Source organism: Rhizobium sp. NPDC090279 (assembly GCF_044769665.1).
In the GTDB taxonomy this organism is placed as follows: domain Bacteria; phylum Pseudomonadota; class Alphaproteobacteria; order Rhizobiales; family Rhizobiaceae; genus Rhizobium.
This window is the reverse complement of sequence record NZ_JBIVYI010000001.1, coordinates 877411-900920: the sequence shown is the minus strand read 5'-3', so window position 1 is coordinate 900920 and position 23510 is coordinate 877411. Positions and strand designations below refer to the sequence as shown.

Sequence of the window (23510 nt, the reverse complement as noted above, 5' to 3'; positions counted from 1 at the left end):
ATAAAGCTCTCACTGGGCGGGATTAGCCCCGCGGAATTCCGCCGGAATCTTGGAATTGCAGCATAAGCCGTCCAAGAATTTGTCCGCACCTCCTCCTGGGGAAAATTCACGCGGCATTGACAGGCAACATCGTGAGCCCGGGTGGGCAGGCGCAAATCAAATATGAATCGTAGCTGCATCCCCTACGATATCGGTGGTGACCGCCCGAAAGATCGGTCATGGGGGTTTCACGTGAGAGCCCGGCCGCTAAAGTTTCCGTATCCGATTGGTTGGATCTGCAATGACATCTCAATTCGACATGTTTTCCGGAAATGCGCAGACGCCAAGCCGATCGAAAAATGCGCGTGCACGGCTCCAAGAGTCTGCTGAAGCGGTGCCAAACGAAGCCGAGATGGTGCGTCTCCTGGAGGCAACGGGACGCTATCAGATCCTGCGAAAGCTCAAGCCGCGTAGGGTCGTCGCCATTGCAAGGCAGGCCTATCCGCTGCGAGGTGTCATCCTCGACACAGAGACGATCGGTGTTCATTTACGTCACAAGTTCACCCAACTTTGCATTTCATCGGCACCCGCCTAGAGCGCGTCCATTTTACTCAGGGTCGTATCCGCACGCCTTGAAGTAGTTGGCGCACTCTCTGGGTTTGTAGAGCGGGACGATTTCACCGACTGTGTCCTACAGGGCTTCGACGTTGCGCTTGGCTCGCGCACGCAGAAGGGCCCTGAGCTTGGAGAAGGCCTTTTCTGTCAATCGGCGTCCAAATTTGGGTCTGACTCAATCTTGATGATGTTTTAGATTCCACTGGCCTGGTTTTCACGGAGAACCAGCGCCATGCGAACCCAGTTTCGGCTTTCCGATCTGATCCCTGCCGAGTTGACCGTCAAGTCTGTGCACCACACACCCGATGCGATCGTCATCGCCGCATACGGTCAATCCCCAGGTTGCAGGTGTCCCGAATGCGGTACGACCTCCCATCGCGTTCATAGCCGCTATCCTCGGATGATCGCCGATCTGCCGTGTGCGGGCCGAAAGATCGAATTGCACCTGACGGTCCGACGCTTCGTCTGTAGTGCCGTCCATTGCTGCCGAAAGATTTTCGCCGAGCGTTTCGGTGATGGCGTAATCCGTCCGATGGCTCGCCGGACAGCCCGTCTGGACTGCCTGGTTCGGCATCTCGCTCTTGCATTAGGTGGCCGTCCGGCAGCACGGTTTGCCGTTCGTCTCGGGCTTCCGGTTAGCAATGACACGCTACTTCGAACCGTTCGCCGATATGATCGCCCACCGCCACCCTCGCCAAGCGTTATTGGCATTGATGACTGGGCGTGGCGGCGCAATCATCGATATGGCACGATTATTTGCGATCTGGAACGGCGAAAGACGATCGCGTTGTTGCCGGACCGAGAACCCACGACCGTAAAGGCATGGCTGGTAGAGCAGCCGCAAATCGAAATCGTCGCAAGAGACCGTGGCGGCGGGTATGCGCAGGCCGCTGCACAAGCCCTGCCACACGCCGAACAGGTCGCCGACCGCTGGCATCTCATGGAAAACGCTAGCCACGCTTTTCTTGACGCCGTTCGCAAGTCGATGCGGCAGGTCCGCACGGCAGTCGGAACGGCAACCGTAAACCCTAAGCTTCTGACTGCTGCCGAGCGCTTGCAATATGAGGGATATCTGCGACGTGAAGAGGCGAACTCTGTCATTCGTGGACTCGTCGGCGAAGGCGTGTCCATCAAGGAGATCGTGCGCAGAACCGGGCACAGCCGAAAGCTGGTCCGCAGTGTCGTCCGTGGTCAGCGTACCGACATCTTTCGGGTGCGGCAAACCTCCCTCGAACCGCATTTGCCTTGGCTGGAAGCGCAATGGGACGCCGGATTGCGAAACGGCGCTGAACTGTGGCGGCAGCTTCGGCTGGCTGGTTTCGGTGGAGGTCTCCGCGTTGTTACAGAATGGGCAACACGACGAAGGCGAGCCGAAAAAGCCGAAAACGGGCTCGGCCACGCGCCCGCAGCACGCACCGTCGTCCGCCTGATGACCCTTGAACGCAGCAATTTGACCAAGGCTCAGACGATGACGGTCGCTGCAATCGAGGAGCGGCTACCAGACCTTATCGAGGCCAGAGATGTCGTGGAAAGCTTTCACGAAATGCTGCGACGCAAGTCTAAAGATGATCTGGACACGTGGATCGACCGCGCAGCACCAAGTTTGGTCGCGTCATTCGCTAACGGCGTTATCCGCGACAGAGCGGCGGTTCAGAATGCAATCACTTCAATTTGGTCAAACGGCCAGACAGAGGGTCAGATCACCAAGCTGAAACTCATCAAGCGCCAGATGTATGGGCGCGGGAAGCTCGATTTGCTTGAGGCACGTGTTGTTGGAGCACCCTGATGTCATCGAGATTGCGTCAGACCCAAATTTGCACGCCGGAACACACACCAGGACCTTGAGTTTTTGCGTCGCCATTCAGCCAGTCTGCCGATCAGCCGGTGCGGCGAGCGGCAGCGATCTGGCTGGCGCCGATGCTGGCGAGAGCGACGCTGAACAGGGTCGGATTGGTGGCGGTCATCGTTGGAATGACGCCATTGCCGGCGACATAGAGATTGTCGAAGCCCCAGACCTTGGAGTTCCTGTCGCAGACGCTGGTGCCATCGTCGTGTTCACCCATCCGGATCGTGCCCTGATAATGCAGCGACGAGCCGACGGGCTGCACGAAGGTGGCAAAGCCAGGCGCCGGGCGACCGATAATGGCGGAAATGCGCTGGGCATGACCCTTGGCCTCTTCGAGGCGCGCCTTGTCGCCTTCCGACTGGCGCCACTGGATGGAGATGGCAGGCAGGCCGAGCCAGTCGCGGCGATTGTCGTCGAATGTGACGCGGTTGTCGGCGCTGATATCGGAGGGCACGAAAACGCCCATGCCGATCGGCTGGCCGCTCATGTCGCTGGCTTGCGGCATCGAGTGCAGGCTGGCCGGGGCGATGGTGACCGAGTAGGGGAAATCCTTGGTGGCCGGAATCCAGCTCATAGCCGTCATCGGCACATCGGTCTGCATCTCGGTGATCTGCGAGACGATATAGTGGTCGTTGATATAACGGCCGAGCGCTTCGGGGCGGATGCCCGAGGCGTAGAGCAGTTGCGGGGAATGCAGTGAGTCACAAGCAACGACGACCGTGCCGGCCGTGACGACGAAAGTTTCTTGCGAGCCGGTACGGGCAAGTTCGACACCGGCGACATGGCCATTTTCATGGATCACGCGGCGGCAGGACGTTTCGGAGAGAATATGAAAGCTCTCCTCCGGCTCATCGACGAGGTCGCCGAGCACGACGTCCGTGCCGTGATAGCGCAGGCCATCGCGACCGGGCGTTGCGGCGAGCGGCATCGGCTGGACGAAGCGATCGGGCGTACGACCGGGATTGAAGACCTCACCCAGGCGCTCGCGCAGGGCGATGGCGGCAACATCGCCGGCGCGCGGGTCCTTGTTGGTACCGAGCAATCCCGCCGACACGGCCAGAGCCTTGTTCATCTCATCGGTGGGGATGAAAGGCACCAGTTCGATCTCGGATGGGACCGGCGTGCCGGTCGACCATTTCGTGCCCATGCCACCGACATTGGCTGCCGAGAAGCCGGCAAAAAGGTTTTCATCCTGAGCATCGGCGTCGTTGGCGATGAAAAGGCCCGAGCGGCGCAGCAACGAATGATCGAAGCCACCAGCGCGGCGAGCCTCCCATTCCTCCTTGTTGATCGGCATACGCGGGCTGCGGTCGCCACCCTGGGCATGCACTTCGAAGGCCGCTCGTTCATCGAGATCTAGGATATTGTCGAGATGCGCGCCCTTTTGTGGCAGGATCTGCGGGCCGGCCTCCACCATCAGAATACGCGCTTCAGGCCAGTTGTTCCTGATGACCCGTGCATAGGCCGAGCCGGTCGGGCCACTTCCGATGATGACGACGTCGGCAGACTGACGAGACATTCCTGCTATTCCCTATTGTTAAATCAATTTGATTTTAAACAAGGATGTATCGTAGCCGAAGTCAACCGGCATTGTTAAGATATCGAACAAAGTTTTAGTGACAGCGCACAAGGAGATGCCGCGATGAAGATAGGTCTGAGTTCATACAGTTTCCGTCCGTTGATGCAGAGCGGCGCCATGCGGATCGAGGATGTCTTTGCGTGGGTCGGCAAACATGGCGGCGATCATGTCGAACTGGCCACGCTTTCCGTCGCACCCGAAGGACAGGATCTGCAATATGAACTCGCCAACGACGCGGAGATGCTGGAGCGACTGAAGGGCGCATCGCAGAAAAGCGGCGTGCCGCTTTCCGGCCTCTGCATGTCCGGCAATTTTATTGATGACGGCGAACGAGCATTCCAGCTCAACCGGCTGAAGCGCTATGTCGAGCTTTGCGACAAGCTCGGCGTCCGCTTCCTGCGCCACGATGTCGTGCCGTGGTCGCTGCGAGTAACGGAGCCGGGCCAGTTCGAAGCGGCATTCCCGTCGATCGCCGACGCCACCCATGAGCTTGCCGCGCATGCCGGGCGCTATGGTGTGACCACCAGCGTCGAGGATCACGGCTTCTTCATGAACTCCAGCGAGCGAATCAAGCGGCTGCTGCATGCCGTCAATCTGCCGAGCTTCAAGCTGACCGTCGATATCGGCAATTTCCTCTGCGTCGACGAGAACCCCTTGACGGCAACGCGTGCCTGCCTCTCCCAGGCAAGCTTCGTCCACATCAAGGATTTCTATGTGCGCCAGACCGCGCCTGGCGCAGACTGGCTGCAGACCGTTGGCGGCCAGGCAATCCGCGGCTCGGTTTTCGGCTACGGCGACCTGCCCGTCAAGTCGATCGTCGAGGACATCGTCGCCTCGGGCTATGACGGCTTCGTCTCCCTGGAATATGAAGGCAACGAGCCGACGCAATACGGCTGCGAAACCGGCCTGAAGAACGCGAGGGCGTTGTTTGCGGCCGCTGTCGGCCGCTGAACATTGCCTTCCTGCAATTGCGGGACTAGAGCGCGGCGATCCGATCGACGCGCCTCCTGAGATCGGTGAGGCGATGTCGGTCGCCTCCCGGCACCTCGATCGAGGCCCAGCCGGAATAGCCGACATCGGACAGCGCCTTGTTGACGGCAGCCCAATCGCAGTCGCCCTCGCCCAGCTCGACATTAAAGCCCTTCCACGGCCCCTCGCTGTTCATCTTTTCGAGACTGTATTCCTTGATGTCGATCTTCAGGATACGCTTGCCGAGCGCCTCGATCCAATCTGTCGGCCGACCGTAGCGGAGCACATTGCCGACATCGAAATACCAGCCGAGCTTCGGATGGTTGAAGCGATCGACGAAATTCGCCGCCTCGAGTGGGCTCAGCAGGAAGTCGTTCCACACGTTTTCGAGCGCGACCGATACGCCGCTCTCTTCCGCAGCAGACAGGATCTTCGCGACCTCCTCGCCGGCTCTCGCGTAAGCGGTCTTGTAACTGGTGGCTGCATTGACGACGCCGGGAACAAGCAACACCGTCGTGGCGCCATAGAGCTTTGCATCATGCAGAGCCTTGACCATCGAATCGACACAGGCCTGCCGTGCCAGAGGATCGGGGTCCGTCAGCGGACGCTTCCAGTGCACGGCATTGACGAGGCCGGGGATATCAAGGCCAGTCTTGTCGCGAGCGTTCAGGACCTCGTCGAGCGGCAGGTCATTGGGCGAGTCGAGCTCGACCCCGTCATAGCCGAGATCGCGCAGGAGCTGGAACTTCTCCAGAATGGAAAGTGACGGCTCCTCGACCATGCCCCATTTCAGGCTGATCTTCGCCAAGGGGCGAGCGGAAACGGGTAACGCGGGAGGATTGGCGGATTCGGTCATCGATGGATCTTTGCTTGGTATGGGCGGAGGTGCGGCGGAACTATGTCAGCCAATACAAAATCGATCAATCGGTCATTGGAGGGCAAGAAGCGATGTCCCCACGCGCAGCTGAATGGGAGCCGCGACGTGGCCAGTCGCCAGGCAACTTCAGCGGGCCTCCACTTGCGGACTCGAACGGGATATTGGCAATATCGAGCTGCGCCGGGTCAGCTCTCAGTGGCAACCAACATGAACGAGGTCGAGTAACTTACTCTTGAACGGGTATGAACCGACGAACCTGCTGTTGTAAAAGCCCTCCGTCTCGCGCTCCCAAGAGTAGCCAAGGCAACAGGCAACTTTGCACTAGGAGCGGCCGTCGCTGCGGAGTTAACAATGGACAGACTACTCTCTGGCGCCGCTTTCATGATCAATTGTCTCGGGGCCTCACCATGCAGGACCGCCAGTCTGAAACTTGAAGTTGACTGCTAGCCCCTGCTGGCTCTATCCAAAGCGGATGACAAACGTTCTCAGATTCCCGCCTGAAAACATTGCGGAAAACATGGCAACCATACTTCCTTGCATAGATGGGGCGGGCTTGGAACGAGCTGCTTCCCGACCCTCCTTTGCGGCCACACCAATCGCCAAATCGCCCCGCACTGCCAGGCCCGAAGACAGACATCACATTGGCTACATGGCCGGGACGCCCCTGGCAACGGGCCGACTGCTCAGCGAGCGCATGTTCGATCGCATCATCATGGCGATGGTTTGAGGCGAGATGCGGGATGATAGACTGCAGAGATCGTTACGGCGAAAAAACAAGGACAATGTGCGAATGGCAAAACTAGCCTCATTTGGAATTCTCGCCGCAATGGCTTTTGCGACGACGATCGGGAGCACGAACGCAGCGGATCGACTGTTGGCGGAACCTCTCGACGAATCCACGAAAGCGCTCCTTGCCACGATGACGCCTCAGTCCAAGTGCCAGATCCTCGTTGACGCGATGCGCGATAATAAGGAAGCAGTGATCAGATGGGGTTCAGTCCTGATCGAAATGTCCGTCATGTCCGGCTCCAACATTTTCCGAAATGAATTTGGCCAGACGGAAATCAAAGAGCTCCATCGGCGCTCGTTCAGCGGATGCGCCAAGCATCCCGACGACACGATTTCCAGCCAGGCGCACGCATCGTTTCAGGCGATCGCCGAGGAGATCCACAAGCCGGGCTATCACGACGGCCCGGAACTGGATGACGTTTCTGTCCCTGCAAATGTCCAGGCCGCCGCCGAAAAGCTGCGGTCGATCCTGCCCGATGCCCCTGTCGTATCAGAAGCCAGGATCACGAAGAAAGCGAAAGACGGTGCCAAGCCGGGCCGAGAAATTACTTTCACGATAAAGCCGCACAAGGGCGGGACGACCCGCGTTCGGGAAGACTACACGAATTTCACCATGGATCGTGAATTGATGGGTCTGGTACAGTTGAAATCAAGAGATAATACGCGGGGATACACCGGGCCTTCGGGAGACCAAAGGATAACGACCACGACAGCGGTCGCGCTGGACGCCTCGACATGGACTGCCGGAGCCTCCTTTTCGTTCGAGATTGAGACATCAGGAGGAGTTGGAGCAAGAGGCGGCGCGTGGAAAACCTCCTGCAGGATTGGTCAACCAATCGATGCCAGCATTGTCCATCCGTCTCTTATGGGCCGCGCATGGCCACTGGAGTGCGAAACCTCCGATTCGAAAGACCGCGGATTTTACATTGAGGAGCTTCGCTATTATTTGAGGACACACGGCGAATCGAAATATGGAACCGCCGACGACCAGATCGAGCGCCTCGATATCACTCGTTGATCCCGTCATCACCTGTTTCAAGCCCCGATCTGACGAGCTTGAAGCACTAATATAGGCTTCAGCTACTATACGATCTGTCGGTTAGTCCCGCAGAGATGGTTGCTTGTGGGGCTCTGTTTCGATGAGCGTAGACGGCAATTCTATTGCAATCCGTATAACCAGATTGCTTGCGGCGCAAACCGTTCCTACACCGAAGCACTCTTCAGTCGGGCAATGGATAATCATGAATTTGTAGTTTTGGTTCGTAGCGCTTCTTTTTGTAACACCGGGCTCGTGCATAGCGAGCGCGAATGAACAAGCTACACAAGGATCGTTTCCTTCGAGATCTACGCGCGCGAGAATGTACAATATAATGCAACATCTATGCGAAAATCGTCGACGGTTAAGAAAAGGAAATTAAGGCGTGATGATATCAATAAAACGATACTTCCGTGTATATTGGTCCCTTCTTTGGCGATTTTGGGTGATCATACTCCCCATCGGTACCGCATATAATATTATTAAAATTAGACCTCCTTTTGACTTATTTCTGAAATGGATGAGCCTGGAATATTATTTTGATCAATCAGCATTGCAGGTCATATTAGAGCCCACACTGCGGGCGATATCATTTGCGGCGGTATTTACCATTTTTGCCACCTTTCACGCGATTCCGCAGTCGCGTCCCAAAGAAAATGGATCATTGTTTTCAAGCAGGCGGTGGTCTGCAATGTATCTATTGCTTGCTGTTTGGGAGCTGTTTCTGGGATCGCTGAACATCCTGCTCATATTTCAGAGTTCGACGGCGATGTGGCTATTGGTTTGGAACTCGGGGATCGTCGTGCTCTTGAATTGCTTATTCCTTGCCGCTCTCACATTTGGATTCATCAACAGTAGTAGAGTTGATGAAGAGGATCAGAAGTCGGAAATGCCAAGCGTCCCTCCCAAACGCGAATGGCGACATGAGGAAGCACCATCTGCGGAAGGAGCTGCCCGAAAAATTACCGAGTTTTCGCCGATAGATATGGAAATCCGCATCCCAGGCGGTTTCGTGGTAGCGACGAAGACTGACAAACCTGACCGTGATCGGATAAAATGAGGACACTAGGACCCAGCCTCGGAATGTGCGCAATCCTCAACCCGAGATTATTGCGTCCAACGGCATCCAACGTTGTCTTACTCCCATCGCTTCATGATGGGCAGCCGGCATTTAGTCACCTTAATGCAATTCAAGATAGAGATAGATCAATATATAACCAGAATGAAACTTGACCTAAGAGCGGCTCGCCCATTTAGGCTTGCGTGGCAGTGCGGTCGAAACCGCTGTCCGAGTCTTCTTGAGCAGAATATCCCCTGCCTTCACTGCGGTTATGCAATCGATCGTGCGGTTCAGGCAATAATCTTCGCCGCTGATGGTAGAACCAAGCCGTGATCCGAAACCCAACTGAAACGCTGCGACGTTCCTCGATACTGGCGACACCGCCTAACTCGGCGACACGTCATGCTCGCCGTCGGCTCTTCGAACTAAGCGGGCAACCACCTCGGTGCGGTTCTGCGCCTGCAACTTACGCATTATATGTTGCAAATGCATCTTCACCGTATGCCCCGACAGATTGAGTTTTCCTGCGATTACCTTATTTGAGCAGCCGCATTGCAACTCTGCGAGGACATCCGCTTCCCGGGGCGTGAAATCGGCAATCGCCAAATACTGGGTCCTGTCGTCCAGGCTTCTTTCGGCCTCATTTCCGGCCGGAGGATGCTCATTTGAGCCGTTTGCAACAGTTCCCAATAGCTGCGGGCAGAATGTTCCTCCCGCCAGAACGAGACGAAGACCGGCAAGGGCAATGTCAATAGGAAGCGACGTCGAGAAAAAGCCGCGGATGCCCATTTTGAGCGCCTGGCGGGCTATGTCGACGTTATCCGTTCCTAAGAGCAACGTGATAGGAACCTCAGGAAAACGCACAGCAATTGCCGCGAGATCATCACGCAGGCTGGTGCTCTCCACACCTCTGCCGGCTAGATCTAGCGCAATCAAACGTACCTCCGCTCCAAGAGCTCTATCGAGACTCTCGGTCGAGATCATATCGATAAAGTTCCACCCGGCGAGTTCACGCTCAAGAAGCTTCACCACAGTCGTTCGCGCCAGTGTAGAATGCTGAATAACGACAATAGTCGGTGCATTGCGCCGCATATGGCGCTTGGTTTTAGCACTGTTGGACATCTGCGTGCTCCCCCGAATATTTGCAGCCCAACAGCAATCCATATTATTCCTGCTCTCGTTTCATGTCATGATGCAAAAAAGTGGTACTCTCGATATCAATAGTCTTATCTCTCACGATAGTTCTTATAGTCTACAAGACATGAGCGATAGACAACTAAAACATGTATAACATGTCGAAACACCTACTTATGAGGAACTGTGGAATCGACGTGTCGCTATGGATATTGCAACTTCTCCGAATTCGCATGCAGCAAACGGGTCAACAAAATGTTCAAAACACGGAAAAGACAACCGATCTGCTATGGAAAAGAGTGTGGGGGATACAACGAGCTGCCGATCAGCTTGGTTTCATTCATATATCAACTTAAAGCAGCAGCAACACGGCATAGGCACCGAGAGATGCCAGGCAGAGAAAGCGATCCGATATATGGCATGAAAGATGGCGCGGAGAACGACCTCGTGCAATTGAGGCTCCGCAATGCAAGGGGCTGTCCGCTAGGTATGGATGAAGCCGAGAATATCGTCTACGAGGGCCGAATGAGCGTCCGTGAGGTTGCCGCCTCCGCCATGACCACCGACGCCAGCCAACTGAAGCGCATGCTGATCGTAGAGCACATGATCGATCTGTTGAGCGTCCGCCGTCCCACCGGCGGGAACGGCAATATTGATAGGATGGAAATAGGCAAGATTGACGTCTACCATGCTGCCGGTTGACGATCCAATCCCGCCGCCGCCAGCCTCATGATTGCCGGTAAAAATCGTCCCTGACGACATGTTGAAGCCACCGCCGTTGCCACCGATGCCTGCAATCTGCATCGTGCCCTGATCGAAAACTGCGTTGTTTGTCTGATGGGCCTCCGCCGAACCGCCAGCGGCGCCCACGGCGATGTTGATCGGTGAGAAGATGGCCACGTTCACGTCGACCATGCTGCCGACGAAGTATCCACCACCACCGTGGCCAGCATAATTGTCTCCAGTAAACGTCAATGCAGTTCCTGGGCTCGTTGACGAGTCATGGCTTGCGATGTTGTGGTCTCCGCCCGAACCGCCGACACCACCGATCTGGGTTGCCCCTTGCAGGAACATCGCGTTGTTCAATTGGTCAGCATGAGCCTCCGCGCCAGGGCCTACCGCCACGGCAGTGTTCACGGGGGCAAACACCGCAACGTCGGTGCTTACGAGCCCACCGTAGAAGAAGCCACTGCCCCCGGTGCCCGCATGATTGGCGTCGCCGCCGCCACCGATGGCAACATTACCGCTACCGCCATTCCCGCCGATCCCTGCCATTTCGGTGGGATGCTGATTGATGAGCGCGTCATTGCCCTGGAAGGCGTCGGCACTCGAATGAGGTCCGGTAATAGCAGCATTGGACGGCATAAAGACGGCCAATGCATTGCTGTCGATCACGCCTTCGCTTATCCCATCGCCACCGCTGCCGGCTGAATTATAGTTCGGACCAGACGCGACATCCAATGGAAGCCAAGTCGGCACCAGAGCCAGATGACCCGCCGCCAAATTGGAGGTGGGGTTTTGATCGGTGCCTGCCTTGGGCAAGTCTTCCAATAGGGGACGAATTTCCGGCATTGCCGTCTCCATTCCGCGCTCAACCGCACGCCTCACCGAGCGTGCAGCCTATGCAACTTGAATTGTTCAGGCATTGTGCATCTGAAAACAGGAAAAGCAGAGCCTGCAATTCGTCTACATCCTGTCGGCTAGGACCGTAGCCATTTGGCTGTCATGGATGCAGTATCCGGCCGAGCGAGTTTGAGGACACAAATCCGGCTCTGGAATAGAGGCCCGGCTTCGTGCAACACCCTCTCCTGCAGTGCAACATACTGGTTTTTCCGCGCCGAACAGGATCTCCTCCGTCAAGCGGAACCCGATCAGAACCTCGGAATTTAGGCAGTTCGCTTAGGGAGTCGTTGCTTGGAAGAAGGGCAGCGCTTCGACTAGGGCACAGACATAATCACGACCAGGTCCTCCGGCGCCAAATCACCAAGTTTCAAGTCAAAATGACGCTCCGACGCCTCCAAGCATACGCCTGAAGGAACGTCACCGAATATCTAGATAGCTCGCAGATTAAATCGCGAGTAATATTTACCTGTGGTTGTATTTGCTGGCGGTGGGATGCTGGATACCCACCCCGCAGAACGAACACGGACGCAACGAAATTGAAGGAGGGACATCAATGCCCATTCCACAAATATCTGACACGATTCACTTCAGTGACCCGACTGCCGGCGACGCGAGCGCCGGCAACGGCGGCGATGGCATCAGCCATGGCAATATTGACTACAACCCGGTTGCGTACGTCGCCAACGTGCAATCGGTCGAAGGAGCATCTACCGATCTGCACAACGGCGATCATGTCGGGCAGATGGCGGATTGGACTGCCGGCAGCGGCGGACCCGGTGGCTTTGCTCAAGCCCAGAATGGCTTCCTGGCGGCGGTCACGAACAGTGGCGCCGGCGGCGCTGGGGGAGATTCTCACTCCAACGGCAGCCAGGGAAGCGTGAGCGGCGGCGACACGGCGGCGGTAAGCGCGGATACGACGGCGACGCAATATACTCAGCTTATGGCTGATCAGCATGCCACCATCCTCGCGGGCGTCGGCGGCAACGGCGGTAACGGCAACTTGGCTCAAGGCGGTGACATCTCGGCAGCATTGGTTCACACGGACCCCTCAACGACGACCGTGAACAATGCTCTCGATCATTTCTCGAACGACTTCGGCCATATCGATCTCAGCCATCTTGGTTCATGAACCCTAGGCCCTGCGGGTCGCCGGCTTCGGCTGGCGACCCTCATAGGTTGTGGAGCCCGCGCCGACAGCCTCGTCTTTTCAGCATCAGTGGAGCGAGATCGGATAATGGCAACGCTTTCTGTAAAGCCATCGCGCCCACAGACACAGCTCGTTGTTGCGCTTCGGGCTTGTGCCGGAGCCTTCGGGTTGGTTTTCCTCTATAGCTGCGGCTACAATCTCTTTCTTCTAGCGCCCTCCGTCTATCTTCTGCAGATCTACGACAGGGTCCTGTCGAGCCGAAGCGCTGACACACTCCTGATGCTCACAATCATCATCGCCATCGCCGTCGTGGTCGGGTCCACGCTGGATATCGTGCGTCGGGCAGCTCTTTCGCGCATCGGCAGCTGGCTGGATCACAGACTACGGCCCATGGTACTCACCGCATCATTCGAATATGCCGCTCGCGCCGATGCAGGAGCCGCCACCGAGTGCTACAGGGACCTGGCCACCTTGCGCCAATTTCTCGATTCACCGGCAAGCTCCCTTTTCTTTGACGTCCCCTGGGCGCCGGTCTTCCTGCTCCTGCTCTTTCTTGTTCATCCGCTGCTTGGAACCATCGGCATTGTGAGCGCACTTGCGCTTCTGCTGTTTGCATTCCTCACGGAACTGGCGACGCAAGAGCCGCTTACCCGCGCCAACCTCGCCCTTTCGAGGAGCTATCTGCGATTTGCGAGCGCCCTCAGAAACATCGAGGTGATCCGGGCAATGGGCATGCAGTATGGCGCAGCGCTGCTCGTCTATCGCGATGCGGAAATGGCAAGAAGAGCGCAGGACATCGCGATGAACCGGACGGAGATCATTCTTGGTTTCTCCAAATCGATCCGCACACTCGCGCAGATCCTGATGATGGGATCTGCCACATGGCTGGTGCTCGCAAGCAACAGCAGCCCCGGCATCATCTTCGTTGCGAGCCTGCTGCTCGGGCGCGGGCTGGCGCCGATCGAGGGCGCGATAGGTGCATGGCGCTCCCTGACGTTCGCTCGGAATGCCTTCAGTCGCCTGAACCGAATGTTGATCGCCATAGCATCGGAACACGATGCCCGAACGGTGCCGCAACCGGAACCGAATGGTCTCGTTCTCGACAATGTCGGCTACATTCAGCCATTCGCCAACAGGCAGATATTGACCGGTATCACGTTGCGCCTCGCGCCAGGCGATTGCATAGCGCTCATCGGCCCGTCGGGATCGGGAAAATCGACGCTAGGTCGGGTCATCGCCGGCGTTGTACAAGCAACGAGCGGGTGCGCTCTTCTTGGCGGGGTAGACATTTCGGCTCTGCGCCTTTGCGGAGGGACCCACCACGTCGGATACCTGCCGCAGGACATCGAGCTCTTCGGCGGAGCAATCAAGGATGTGATCGGCCGGCTGGATGGAGGAGATCCCGCCAAGGCGATCGATGCCGCGAAGCTGGTTGGATTGCACGAGGCGATCATGCGGCTGCCAAAGGGCTACGAGACCGATATCGGCGAAGGTGGAAGCCTGCTCCTTCGCGCTCAGCGCCAACAGCTGGGACTGGCAAGGGCGGCCTATGGAAATCCGTCCCTCATCGTCCTCGACGATCCGAATTCGAGCCTGGATTATGACGGCGAACGCATGCTGTACAAGGCGATCGAGCGCATGAAATTGAGGGGCATGACGGTTGTGATCATAACCCACCGGATGGGTATCCTGCCAGTCACCAACAAGATTGCGATTATGCGCAACGGGACCGTGGCTGCCTTCGGCGACAGTGAGCGGATTTACGAAACGCATCTTCAACCGCCATCGCAAACGGGAACGTAAGGAGGGACGCCATGACCCTTGTTCAACTGGACGCAACGCTGGCAAGATTTTCAAATTCATCAAGAGCGAGCCAACGGTTCGTTGAACGATCGATTGCGACGCCCAAGCTACTGGCGGCCTATTCGCCGGTGATCGAGCAGAAGCAGCGCGGGCCCGCCCCCCCTTCGCCCATGCCGGGGCTCAGAGGCGTTATCTGGACAGGGAACCTGTTGGTCGGCGTCTTCATAGTCGGCTTGGGAATCTGGTCGGTTCTGGCGCCGCTGAAAAGCGCAGCGGTTGCATCGGGCGTCATCGAACCGGAGTCCAGCCGTAAGACCATTCAGCACCTGGAAGGCGGAATTGTGCGACGGATACTCGTCAAAAACGGCGATACGGTCACAGCCGGACAAGTCTTGATAGAACTCGACGACACGAAGTCTCGCTCGGAGCGCGACAGTATTCAAGGGCAACTTTGGGACGCAGAAGGAAGCCGTGCCCGCCTGCTTGCCGAACAGACGGGCGCCGACCATATCGCCTTTCCGCAGGACCTCAGGACAGCAATGGACAGAGATCCTTCGGTCGGTGCGATTTTGACGGGGCAACGGAAGATCTTCGAAGCGCGTCGCCAGGTCATGCAGGCGGAAGTTGGCATCACCAACGAGAAAATCGGGCAGGTGCGGCAGGAAATCGTCGGACTTGGCGCGCAGAAGTCAGCACTGACCGACAGAACGGCAATCTCGCAGCAGGAACTGGATCAGGTTACGGCACTCAACGCCAAAGGATTGGAAAGAAAGAACACACTTCTCAACCTCCAGCGGGAAAAAGCAGACCTTGCTGGCCAGCAGGGCCAGGTAGATGCGCAGATCTCTCGCGCCTACCAGGTGATCAGCGAGTCACAGGCCGACCTTGCCAAGATCGAGAGCGACCGGTTGAGTGAGGTCGCACAAGGCATGCGCGACACCGAAAGCCAGATCATGCAATTGCGCGAGCGTCTGTGGGCGATCGACGACCAACTTTCAAGGACCGATATCCGCGCTCCCGAAGATGGAACGATCATGAATCTGCGCATCCACACGGCCGGTGGCGTGATCGGCGCGGGCGAACCGCTCGTCGATCTTTTGCCCCGCGCCGATCGCCTCATCGTATCAGCCCACGTCCGACCGGAAGACATCAATCTCGTCCGCGCGGGGCTCGAGGCACAGGTTCACCTCCTTCCATACAATCAGCGGCGCGTTCCACTTCTGAAAGGTCGGGTCGAGTATGTATCGGCGGACCGTCTCACCGATGCACAGAGCGGCCAGCCCTATTTTGCCGCGACGATCCGGGTAACGGACGAGCGGTTGGCGAAAATGAGCGATGTCGAACTGGTCGCGGGCATGCCTGCGCAAGCACTGATCGAAACGGGCAAAAGCAGCGTGGCGTTCTATGCCATCAGACCACTCCTCGACAGCTTCAACAGAGCATTTCGTGAGGACTGAAGCGGTGATGGGCAAGAGAAAATTCGACAACGACCAGATCACGGGCATTCTGAAGGAGCACCAAGCCGGGGTGACGGTGGCAGATGTTTGTCACAGGCACGGCATCAGCGAACCGACCTTCTATCGATGGCAATCCCTGCAGTTCGGAAGTGCCGGTCTCGATGCCAGAAGGGTAAGAGCATTGGAGGAAGAGAACCAGAAACTCAAGAAGCTCCTGGCCGAAGCCATGCTCTCGGCGGCAACGCTGAGTGAGATGCTGGCGAAGACATCGAAAGGGTGAAACCAACCTCTAAACAGCCGAATTTGCAGGCCACCTTCCGACACCGCATATCCGGGTAAGGCACCATATTCTTGGCCGAGGGAGCCTCCCCAAGTGGAAGCCAAGGGATACGGCTCGAAAAGTAACAAGCTCGATCACAATGTGGCTTGCTCTTGATGGACTAGAGCCAGCGCATACGCCACCATTTTCGCTCTATCCCGATTGGCTGGAAAGGGAGAGCCCAGCAGAATATGCTTGCGGGAGCAGAAATTGCCGAGACGATAACTTGACTAATTGATACCGATTTTAATAAGTCAGATATGCCGCCCGCTGATCCAGGCTGCAGCGGTCAACGGCGCGCTCCCAACCGGGCTTTCCATGGCAATGGCTCACCTTCCAAACGCACTGCATTCGCAATGAACATCGCCGCTGACGATATCCCGGCGCAATCGCTCGGTTCGCCTCGGGCCCCGTCTACGACCTTCCGCTGATCTGGGGCTTCGGCGCGCTGCCGACGGCGGAACGTTTTGCTCGCCTCATCACCGCCAGGCTGATGGGTGAGACCGGGTGACGATTGCACAGCATGCCTCGGAACGCACTGGCCGCCCCGTCGGCATGCTGCTCGCTGATCGGCGCGCCCTACTTTCTGGTTCTGATGCGTAGGCGAGGAACATGAGCCGGAAAACCGGCTCTAAGGCGTTGTGACAGCTCCGGCTCTTTTCTCGGCGTCCTCCACTGCTAATTTCGCCAGAGCGAGTGCGGCCTCTTGCGTTTTGGCGGCCGCAATAAAACGGCCGTTATGGCAGAAACTGGCACCCTCAATTCCCGTGGCCACTTCCAGGTCACGACCGCTCAAGCCCGCCCAGGTGGCAGGAAGGTCTGCGCGCAGTTCGAACCCCTCCTCCGCTCGGCGAATTCCGGTCAGGCACCAATCGGCCTCGCGCGGATGGACCACGAACAGGAGATGATCGGCGCCTGCCTTGACGATTGCTGGACGAAACGGCATGCCCATCGGCAGCTCGAGAATGCGCCCCTCCCCCGCGGACGCGATCGCCCGCAGCACCAGAGCTTCGGCACGCAGTTTCGCATGGAGCCCAGCAATCTTCGCTTCTACAAAATTGCGGGCGATCGCGACCGCGGTATGGAATGCCCGATCGGTTGCCTCCGGATCAGCATCGTCGAAGACAGGCTTCAATGCTTCGAGCAAGGACGGCAGGGTCAATCCCGCCAGCAAGCCGGCGCTATCCGGGCTGAGGGCACCATTGTCGACTAGGTCGATTGGCAAGACAAAGCTGGCATCGAAAGCAGCATATACGGTTTCGACAAAGGCGTTCGGGACAGACAGGGCGGTCAGGTAGTCGCAGCCGAAATGTTTCCAGATCAAACCGAATGAACTGAAGGGCTGACCATCATCGCGCTGCGGCGCGCCGCGCTGGTGATGATCGAAAATCCCAGCAGCCATATCATATGCGCCACCAACATCGTAGACGATGCGATCAGCGCCAGGGGTGATCCATTCCGCCGTCCTGCTGCGAACCAGCCGCGCGTCGGGGAAAAGCCGCGTAAGAATGACGCTGGACAGCACTTCGTCGGCATGAAAGCCGCCGGAATGCGTGACGAGGAAATTTGGAGCCATGCGGCCATAACCTTATTGTTCGCGAATTGGACGGACCGGCAGATAACCAGATTTGCGTGTCACCTCAACCACTCATCATCAAAGTGTAGGGGGGAGCGCTGTCAGCAAGACGGGAGATCCTCGATCGTGACCCGAATGATCCAGCCAGTATGCGGCTGTATCCTTGCACCGTTATGTTGATGATGCCTACGCTACGACAAAGATGGCGGAATATTGTGCCGGTTTAATCGACCGTTCGATTTGTTTGGATGGCCGCAAATGCCTCTTTCTTGAGGATGAGGAATTCGGCTGCTGCTGCGATCACATCACGTCGCTAGACTACCGGGATCGGTCGAGACACCGCCGATATGAGAGCGGTAAGCATGTCTCATGCCGATCTCCATGCAACGAAACCTCAGCCAAGCGCTTGGCTGACAAGAGCATAGGTAGCCATCGTCCCGGCTACAGCCTTGTTTCTATTGGCGGGATGATTTCCAAGCGACATCGTCAGGACAGTATCATAGACGATCATGCCACACTGCGACACGTAAGACGCAAAGTCGCCGGTCTCCATATGGGTATCGAGACGGAGGAATTGGCCTGCATGACGCGCCACATGCGGCGCGACCACGGCGATCGCATCAGCATCATTCAACGCAACGACCGGTCCGACGACATGGCCGCGTCCGAAAGGCCGGCACAGTGCAAAAGCCTGCAAATCCGCTCCGTGGAACAGACCGTAACCGATCGACTGCTCATCGAGACGCCTGAGCAGCTCCGAGCGATCGGCACCGAATGCGATCGTATCGAGCCGTAGGATTGCCTCAAGATCGTCGGCGCCAAGCTGCCGCACCTTGCCCCCCAGGGCCAGCGACGCAAAATCCTTTGCGATCCGCGCCTCCCCCTGACATTGGTAGACCGTTTTTTCCGGCTTGAAATCCAGAGAGAGGTATAGACGGCGCGCTGCTTGGGTCGCGCTGAGGCTGAGACGGCGTCCCGCAACCTTGTCCAGTATCCCGTTCATGAGCCATTGGCCGGTACCATTGGTCTGCAAGCGCGGAGACGTAATCACCATCCCGATAGTAGCAAACCCATCGCCGTGCGGAAACCACATGGCAGATCCCATGACGCGACCGATCTCGTCAAGCGCGACGATGCCGCTGCCCGTCTGCCGCAGAAATTCCCAGTCCTCGGCTCGATGTGGCCACCGGACGGAGATCGACAGTGCGTGCAACTGATCGAGTTCCACGTCCTTGATGTCGCCGATATGCATGGAGAAAGCATCGACCCGCAAATTGTCTGACACCTTCACTGGACCACCTCAAAACTTGCTACCCGTAATCATACGCCAAAACAGAGGCGCTCCTCGCCAGCAACAATACGCGACGCCCGTCGATACAATTAGCTCGAATTGCCTCTGGCCGCACAACAATCGACTGAAACATCCCGACATTCGGCATGCAATTATGAATGTAAACGCCAATGCTACTGGCGAATTGTCCGCAAATTGCCACAGCCGCCGATGAGATCGAACAATGTCGCCGCTCCTACGCTACCCAGCAGCCGTCAGGCAGTTCCCTAAGCCTGCGCCCGGCCGAGACCGGGGCATGGCCCGCAACGTAGATCACGGCAAGTCTGGCCAGCTTTGAGGACCACATGGACACGATTGAAATCCTCGCCCGTCTTGTCGCCTTTCCCAGCGTCGTCAGCACGCCAAATGCCGGTATCGTCGACTGGATCAGGGCACATCTGGAAAATCTCGGAATCCACGTCACCGTGCTTACCGGACCCGAAGGCGACAGGTCCAACATCTTTGCCACGATCGGCCCCAGAGATGTCGCGGGCTATATTCTGTCCGGACATATGGATGTCGTGCCCGCTGGGGAGCCGAGCTGGACCTCGGAGCCTTTCGCGCTCAGAAAGGAGGCGGACAGGCTCTATGGGCGCGGCACGACCGATATGAAAGGGTTTCTTGCCGCCGCACTCGCTGCCGCGCCGGATCTTGCCAGGGCAAATCTTGGCCGCCCCATCCATCTCGCTTTCTCCTATGACGAAGAGGCGGGATGCCGGGGGGTGCCGCACCTCCTGGCACGCCTCAAGGAGCTCTGCGCACATCCGCAAGGTGCTATCATCGGCGAGCCGAGCCGCATGCAGGCCGTGCGCGCCCATAAGGGGAAAGCGGCGGCTCGTGTCACGATCGCTGGACGGGCGGGCCATTCATCCCGTCCGGATCTCGCGCTCAATGCCATTCATGCCATGTCGAAGGTGCTCAATGCTGCGGTCGACGAGGCGCGGAAACTGACGCTTGGCCCATTCGATCCAGTATTCGAGCCTCCCTATTCGACACTTCAGGCAGGTGTCATTTCCGGCGGGCGGGCGCTGAACATCGTCCCCGACAATTGCCACCTCGACCTTGAGGCACGCGGGATAGCCGATGTGGACCCCGAGGAACTGCTTGTTCCCATCAAACACAGCGCGGAGATGCTTGGCGAACAGGGCTTCTCCGTGGACTGGACCCCGCTCAGCGCCTATCCCGCGCTGTCGCTTGCGAAGGACGCGCCGCTCGCAACCCTGCTGGAGGAAATCACCGGCAGACCATCGCTCGCCGCGGTCAGCTACGGGACCGAAGCCGGCCTCTATCAGGCGGCCGGCATTGACGCGATCATCTGCGGTCCGGGCGATATCGACCGCGCCCACAAGCCGGACGAATTCATCCTGGAGACCGAACTTCAAGAGTGCCACCGAATGATCATGGCCCTGGCGAAGCAATGCGCACAGGCCTGAAGGAGCAATCGGCATGACCTTTCTCTTCAATTCGGATGCCAAGCGCGGCGCCGTCTTCGCCCAAAGCTTCGCCGAGGAACTGCCAGATCTGGCCTTCTCCATGGACCCGGCAAGCGTCGATCCGGACGAGGTGCGCTACCTGATTACATGGGCGGTGCCAGATGATCTCGCCCGCTACCGCAATCTTGAAATTCTGTTCTCGATCGGCGCGGGCGTCGACCAGTTCCAAACCGATCTTGTGCCTGAGCATGTCAAGATCGTCCGCATGGTCGAGGACGGCATCGTCAGAATGATGCAGGAATATGTGACACTCTCCGTGCTGGCGCTGCATCGCGGCCTTCTTTCCTATCTCGCCCAGCAGCGCGCCGGAGAATGGCGCGCCATTCCGCAGCGCCAGGCGCAAGACAGGCGTATAGGGGTCTTGGGATTGGGCGTCCTTGGAGCGGCGGTGCTCGAGCGGCTGAAACCTTTCGGCTTTCCGCTCTCAGGCTGGAGCAGATCGCCCCGGACAATCGAGGGGATCGCGTGTCATCACGGCAATGCCGGCCTGATAGCCATGCTGTCGGCGACCGATATCCTCGTCTGCCTGTTGCCGCTGACCCCGGAGACGACCGGTTTTCTGAACGCGGAGCTTCTTCGCACGCTGCCGGCGGGCGCGATGCTCGTGCATGCGGGCCGCGGCCCGCAACTCGACGGCGCAGCACTGCTTGAAGCACTCGATGCCGGCCTTATGGCGGGTGCGGCCATCGACGTGACCGATCCGGAGCCGCTACCGCCGGATCACCCATTCTGGCGGCATCCGAAAATCATGCTCACCCCGCATATCGCCAGCGTGACGCAGCCCGAATCCGCGGCCCGCGCGGTGGTCGACAATATCCGGCGTCTTCGTGCCGGACTTGACCCGATCGGGCTCATCGACCGCAAGCGCGGATACTGAAATCATAGAAGCGAAAGGACCAGCATGTCTCTGCTCAAAACCGTCATCACCGATCCACACTCGGCTCCGCGCGAATCCAAGGCCCTGCCGGAAAGGCTGATCGCCGGCGATCCATCGTTCAAGACCTGGCCACAGGATGAAGCGAAGGATGGCACGGTGCGCACCGGCGTCTGGGAGGCAACGCCCGGCGAGACACGCTCGATCAAGGGCGAAACATTCGAATTCTGCCACATCCTCTCCGGCGTCGTCGAAATCACGCCCGACGACGGCGAGCCGCTGCTGTACAAGGCAGGCGACAGTTTCGTGATGAAGCCGGGCTTTGTCGGAAGATGGAAGACGATCGAGACGGTTCGCAAGATCTACGTCACCGTGGGATAAAGGCGGCGACGGCGCGGCCATCCGCAAAAGAAACCACTGCCCACTCGCGTTAAAACGCAAGAATCGTCGGTATGTGCAATGTCAACGAAGCATGCTGCTCGCGAGCCAGCAGTAGGCTCTGGGCAAACGCCTTAGAGAGAACGTCCGATGGGCCTGAGTTTCGATCCCGACACATTGCCTTTGCCGATCGGCCATTTCATCGGCGGGGAGCTCGTTGCGGCCCCTGGCGAGATTCGCATGTGCAGACCCTCGGATGGCAAGGCCTATGCGGGCTGCCCGATCGCCGGTCCCGATCTGGTCGAACAGGCTATCCAATCGGCCAAGGCAGCATTGAAAGCAAGCAACTGGGCCGGCGTACGCCCCCGGGAACGCGTCAGGGTGCTGCATGCCTGGGCGGACCTGATCGAAGCGGAGGCGGACACGCTTGCCCGGATCGAAGCGCTGTCGTCGACCCGCCTGATCAATCAGCTGGTGGGAGGCGACATCGCGGTCACGGCCGAGCAGATCCGCTTCTTTGCCGAATTTGCCGACAAGGAAGGCAGCGATGTCGTGCCGACCGATGACGCGACCTTCGGCATGATCCTCAGCGAACCCTATGGCATCGTCGGCGCGATCACACCCTGGAACTTCCCTGTCTCCATGGCTGGTTGGAAGCTCGGGCCAGCGCTCGCCGCCGGCAATGCCGTCGTTCTCAAACCCTCGGAAATGACGCCGTTTTCGACGGTATATCTCGCCGAACTCGCCATCAGGGCGGGCCTGCCCGCCGGCCTCTTCAATGTCGTACTCGGAGACGGACTTACCACCGGCACGGCGCTGACCGGCCATCCGGAGATCGCCAAGGTCAGCTTCACGGGTTCGACGCGCGCGGGTTCGGCGATCATGGAGAATATCGCCCGCTCGGGCATCAAGCCCGTCACCCTGGAGCTTGGCGGCAAGAGCCCGCAGATCGTCTTCAAGGACGCCGATCTTTCGAAGGCGGCCGATGCGATCGTCGGCAGCCTCCTGTTCAATGCCGGCCAGGCCTGCGTCGCCGCGACGCGTGTCATCGTCGAGGCAAGCGTTGCCGATCAATTCACCGAGGCGCTCGTCGCACGGATGACCGATATCAGCCCCGGTCCAACCTGGGACGAAGCCACGCGCTACTCGCCGATCATCTCCGAGCGTCAGCGCGACAGGATCGACGCTATCGTCGGCGCTGCCATTGAAAACGGCGGCCGCTGCGTGACCGGCGGCAAGCCGATGGACAGGCAGGGCTATTTCTACGAACCGACACTCCTGACCGATCTCGATCAATCCTCTCCGGCCATCCTCGAGGAAATCTTCGGGCCGGTCCTGACATTGCAGACCTTTAAGGACGAAGAGGAAGCGATGGCGCTTGCCGATCATCCGACCTACGGGTTGGCTGCAGGCCTGTTCACATCGGACCTGTCGCGCACCATCCGCCTTAGCAGGCAGCTCCAGGCGGGCACGATCTGGGTCAACCGCTACAGCCGCTCGCGGGATCATATCCTGCCGACCGGAGGCTACAAGCGCTCCGGCATCGGCAAGGACCTGGGGCGCGAAGCCTATCTCGCCAACCGCAAGACCAAGAGCGTGCTCATCAGCCTTTGAGGGACCAAAACC

Annotated in this window: 18 protein-coding genes and 2 pseudogenes; 13 read left to right on the top strand and 7 right to left on the bottom strand. The window is 58.3% G+C overall.

Annotation, left to right across the window (positions count from 1 at the left end):
* Positions 1 to 280 precede the first annotated feature (280 nt).
* Entirely contained in the window at positions 281 to 574 is a 294-nt protein-coding gene (locus ACIQWP_RS04090) for a hypothetical protein (protein WP_402782661.1), read from the top strand.
* Positions 575 to 586: 12 nt separating this feature from the next.
* Here ACIQWP_RS04090 and ACIQWP_RS04085 read toward each other — a convergent pair.
* Positions 587 to 739: pseudogene (locus tag ACIQWP_RS04085) on the bottom strand (IS630 family transposase); the annotation flags it as partial.
* A gap of 87 nt (positions 740 to 826) precedes the next feature.
* Between ACIQWP_RS04085 and ACIQWP_RS04080 the strand changes: the two are divergent.
* A complete protein-coding gene (locus ACIQWP_RS04080) occupies positions 827 to 2380 on the top strand; it encodes an ISL3 family transposase (protein ID WP_402782659.1) in 1554 nt (517 codons plus the stop codon).
* Between the two features lie 91 nt (positions 2381 to 2471).
* Here the strand turns inward: ACIQWP_RS04080 and ACIQWP_RS04075 are convergent, their stop codons facing one another.
* The gene (locus ACIQWP_RS04075) at positions 2472 to 3959 is read right to left on the bottom strand and encodes a GMC oxidoreductase (RefSeq protein ID WP_402782657.1); all 1488 of its coding nucleotides are present in this window, start codon (positions 3957 to 3959) and stop codon (positions 2472 to 2474) included.
* A 123-nt stretch (positions 3960 to 4082) separates the two neighbouring features.
* Between ACIQWP_RS04075 and ACIQWP_RS04070 the strand changes: the two genes are divergently transcribed.
* Positions 4083 to 4970: a sugar phosphate isomerase/epimerase family protein gene (locus tag ACIQWP_RS04070; protein ID WP_402782655.1), complete on the top strand. Its 888-nt coding sequence runs from the start codon at positions 4083 to 4085 to the stop codon at positions 4968 to 4970.
* Positions 4971 to 4995: 25 nt separating this feature from the next.
* Here the strand turns inward: ACIQWP_RS04070 and ACIQWP_RS04065 are convergent, their stop codons facing one another.
* Positions 4996 to 5844, bottom strand: coding sequence for a sugar phosphate isomerase/epimerase family protein (locus ACIQWP_RS04065; protein ID WP_402782653.1), 849 nt, complete (start codon positions 5842 to 5844; stop codon positions 4996 to 4998).
* Positions 5845 to 6655: 811 nt separating this feature from the next.
* On the opposite strand from ACIQWP_RS04065, the gene ACIQWP_RS04060 reads away from it, so the two are divergent.
* On the top strand, positions 6656 to 7672 hold the full coding sequence (locus tag ACIQWP_RS04060) for a hypothetical protein (protein WP_402782651.1): 1017 nt from the start codon (positions 6656 to 6658) through the stop codon (positions 7670 to 7672).
* Positions 7673 to 8135: 463 nt separating this feature from the next.
* Positions 8136 to 8750 (top strand): hypothetical protein, encoded by a 615-nt coding sequence (locus ACIQWP_RS04055; RefSeq protein ID WP_402782649.1) that lies wholly within the window; start codon positions 8136 to 8138, stop codon positions 8748 to 8750.
* 384 nt (positions 8751 to 9134) lie between these two features.
* On the opposite strand, the gene ACIQWP_RS04050 is transcribed toward ACIQWP_RS04055, so the two are convergent.
* Both ACIQWP_RS04050 and ACIQWP_RS04045 read right to left on the bottom strand, forming a co-directional pair.
* Positions 9135 to 9872 carry a LuxR C-terminal-related transcriptional regulator gene (locus ACIQWP_RS04050; protein WP_402782647.1) on the bottom strand — a complete coding sequence of 246 codons (738 nt, stop codon included), beginning with the start codon at positions 9870 to 9872 and terminating at the stop codon, positions 9135 to 9137.
* A gap of 495 nt (positions 9873 to 10367) precedes the next feature.
* Positions 10368 to 11456, bottom strand: coding sequence for a hypothetical protein (locus tag ACIQWP_RS04045; RefSeq protein WP_402782645.1), 1089 nt, complete (start codon positions 11454 to 11456; stop codon positions 10368 to 10370).
* A gap of 604 nt (positions 11457 to 12060) precedes the next feature.
* On the opposite strand from ACIQWP_RS04045, the gene ACIQWP_RS04040 reads away from it, so the two are divergent.
* The 4 genes and pseudogenes from ACIQWP_RS04040 to ACIQWP_RS04025 all read left to right on the top strand — a co-directional run.
* Positions 12061 to 12636, top strand: coding sequence for a PE-PGRS family protein (locus ACIQWP_RS04040; protein ID WP_402782643.1), 576 nt, complete (start codon positions 12061 to 12063; stop codon positions 12634 to 12636).
* Between the two features lie 105 nt (positions 12637 to 12741).
* Positions 12742 to 14457: a type I secretion system permease/ATPase gene (locus ACIQWP_RS04035; RefSeq protein ID WP_402782641.1), complete on the top strand. Its 1716-nt coding sequence runs from the start codon at positions 12742 to 12744 to the stop codon at positions 14455 to 14457.
* Positions 14458 to 14468: 11 nt separating this feature from the next.
* Complete coding sequence (locus ACIQWP_RS04030; RefSeq protein WP_402782639.1) at positions 14469 to 15914, top strand: HlyD family type I secretion periplasmic adaptor subunit; 1446 nt, start codon at positions 14469 to 14471, stop codon at positions 15912 to 15914.
* A gap of 7 nt (positions 15915 to 15921) precedes the next feature.
* Positions 15922 to 16179 (top strand): annotated as a pseudogene (locus ACIQWP_RS04025) (transposase); the annotation flags it as partial.
* A gap of 685 nt (positions 16180 to 16864) precedes the next feature.
* Here ACIQWP_RS04025 and ACIQWP_RS04020 read toward each other — a convergent pair.
* Positions 16865 to 17809 (bottom strand): MYG1 family protein, encoded by a 945-nt coding sequence (locus ACIQWP_RS04020; protein WP_402782637.1) that lies wholly within the window; start codon positions 17807 to 17809, stop codon positions 16865 to 16867.
* Positions 17810 to 18203: 394 nt separating this feature from the next.
* Positions 18204 to 19061, bottom strand: a complete 858-nt coding sequence (locus tag ACIQWP_RS04015; protein WP_402782740.1) for a GNAT family N-acetyltransferase — start codon at positions 19059 to 19061, stop codon at positions 18204 to 18206.
* A 383-nt stretch (positions 19062 to 19444) separates the two neighbouring features.
* On the opposite strand from ACIQWP_RS04015, the gene argE reads away from it, so the two are divergent.
* From argE to ACIQWP_RS03995, 4 genes are all read left to right on the top strand, one after another.
* Positions 19445 to 20572, top strand: a complete 1128-nt coding sequence (gene argE / locus ACIQWP_RS04010; RefSeq protein WP_402782635.1) for an acetylornithine deacetylase — start codon at positions 19445 to 19447, stop codon at positions 20570 to 20572.
* A 13-nt stretch (positions 20573 to 20585) separates the two neighbouring features.
* Positions 20586 to 21509, top strand: coding sequence for a 2-hydroxyacid dehydrogenase (locus tag ACIQWP_RS04005; RefSeq protein ID WP_402782633.1), 924 nt, complete (start codon positions 20586 to 20588; stop codon positions 21507 to 21509).
* A gap of 24 nt (positions 21510 to 21533) precedes the next feature.
* Positions 21534 to 21887, top strand: a complete 354-nt coding sequence (locus ACIQWP_RS04000) for a cupin domain-containing protein (protein ID WP_402782631.1) — start codon at positions 21534 to 21536, stop codon at positions 21885 to 21887.
* Positions 21888 to 22034: 147 nt separating this feature from the next.
* Positions 22035 to 23498, top strand: a complete 1464-nt coding sequence (locus tag ACIQWP_RS03995) for an aldehyde dehydrogenase family protein (RefSeq protein WP_402782629.1) — start codon at positions 22035 to 22037, stop codon at positions 23496 to 23498.
* Positions 23499 to 23510 lie beyond the last annotated feature (12 nt).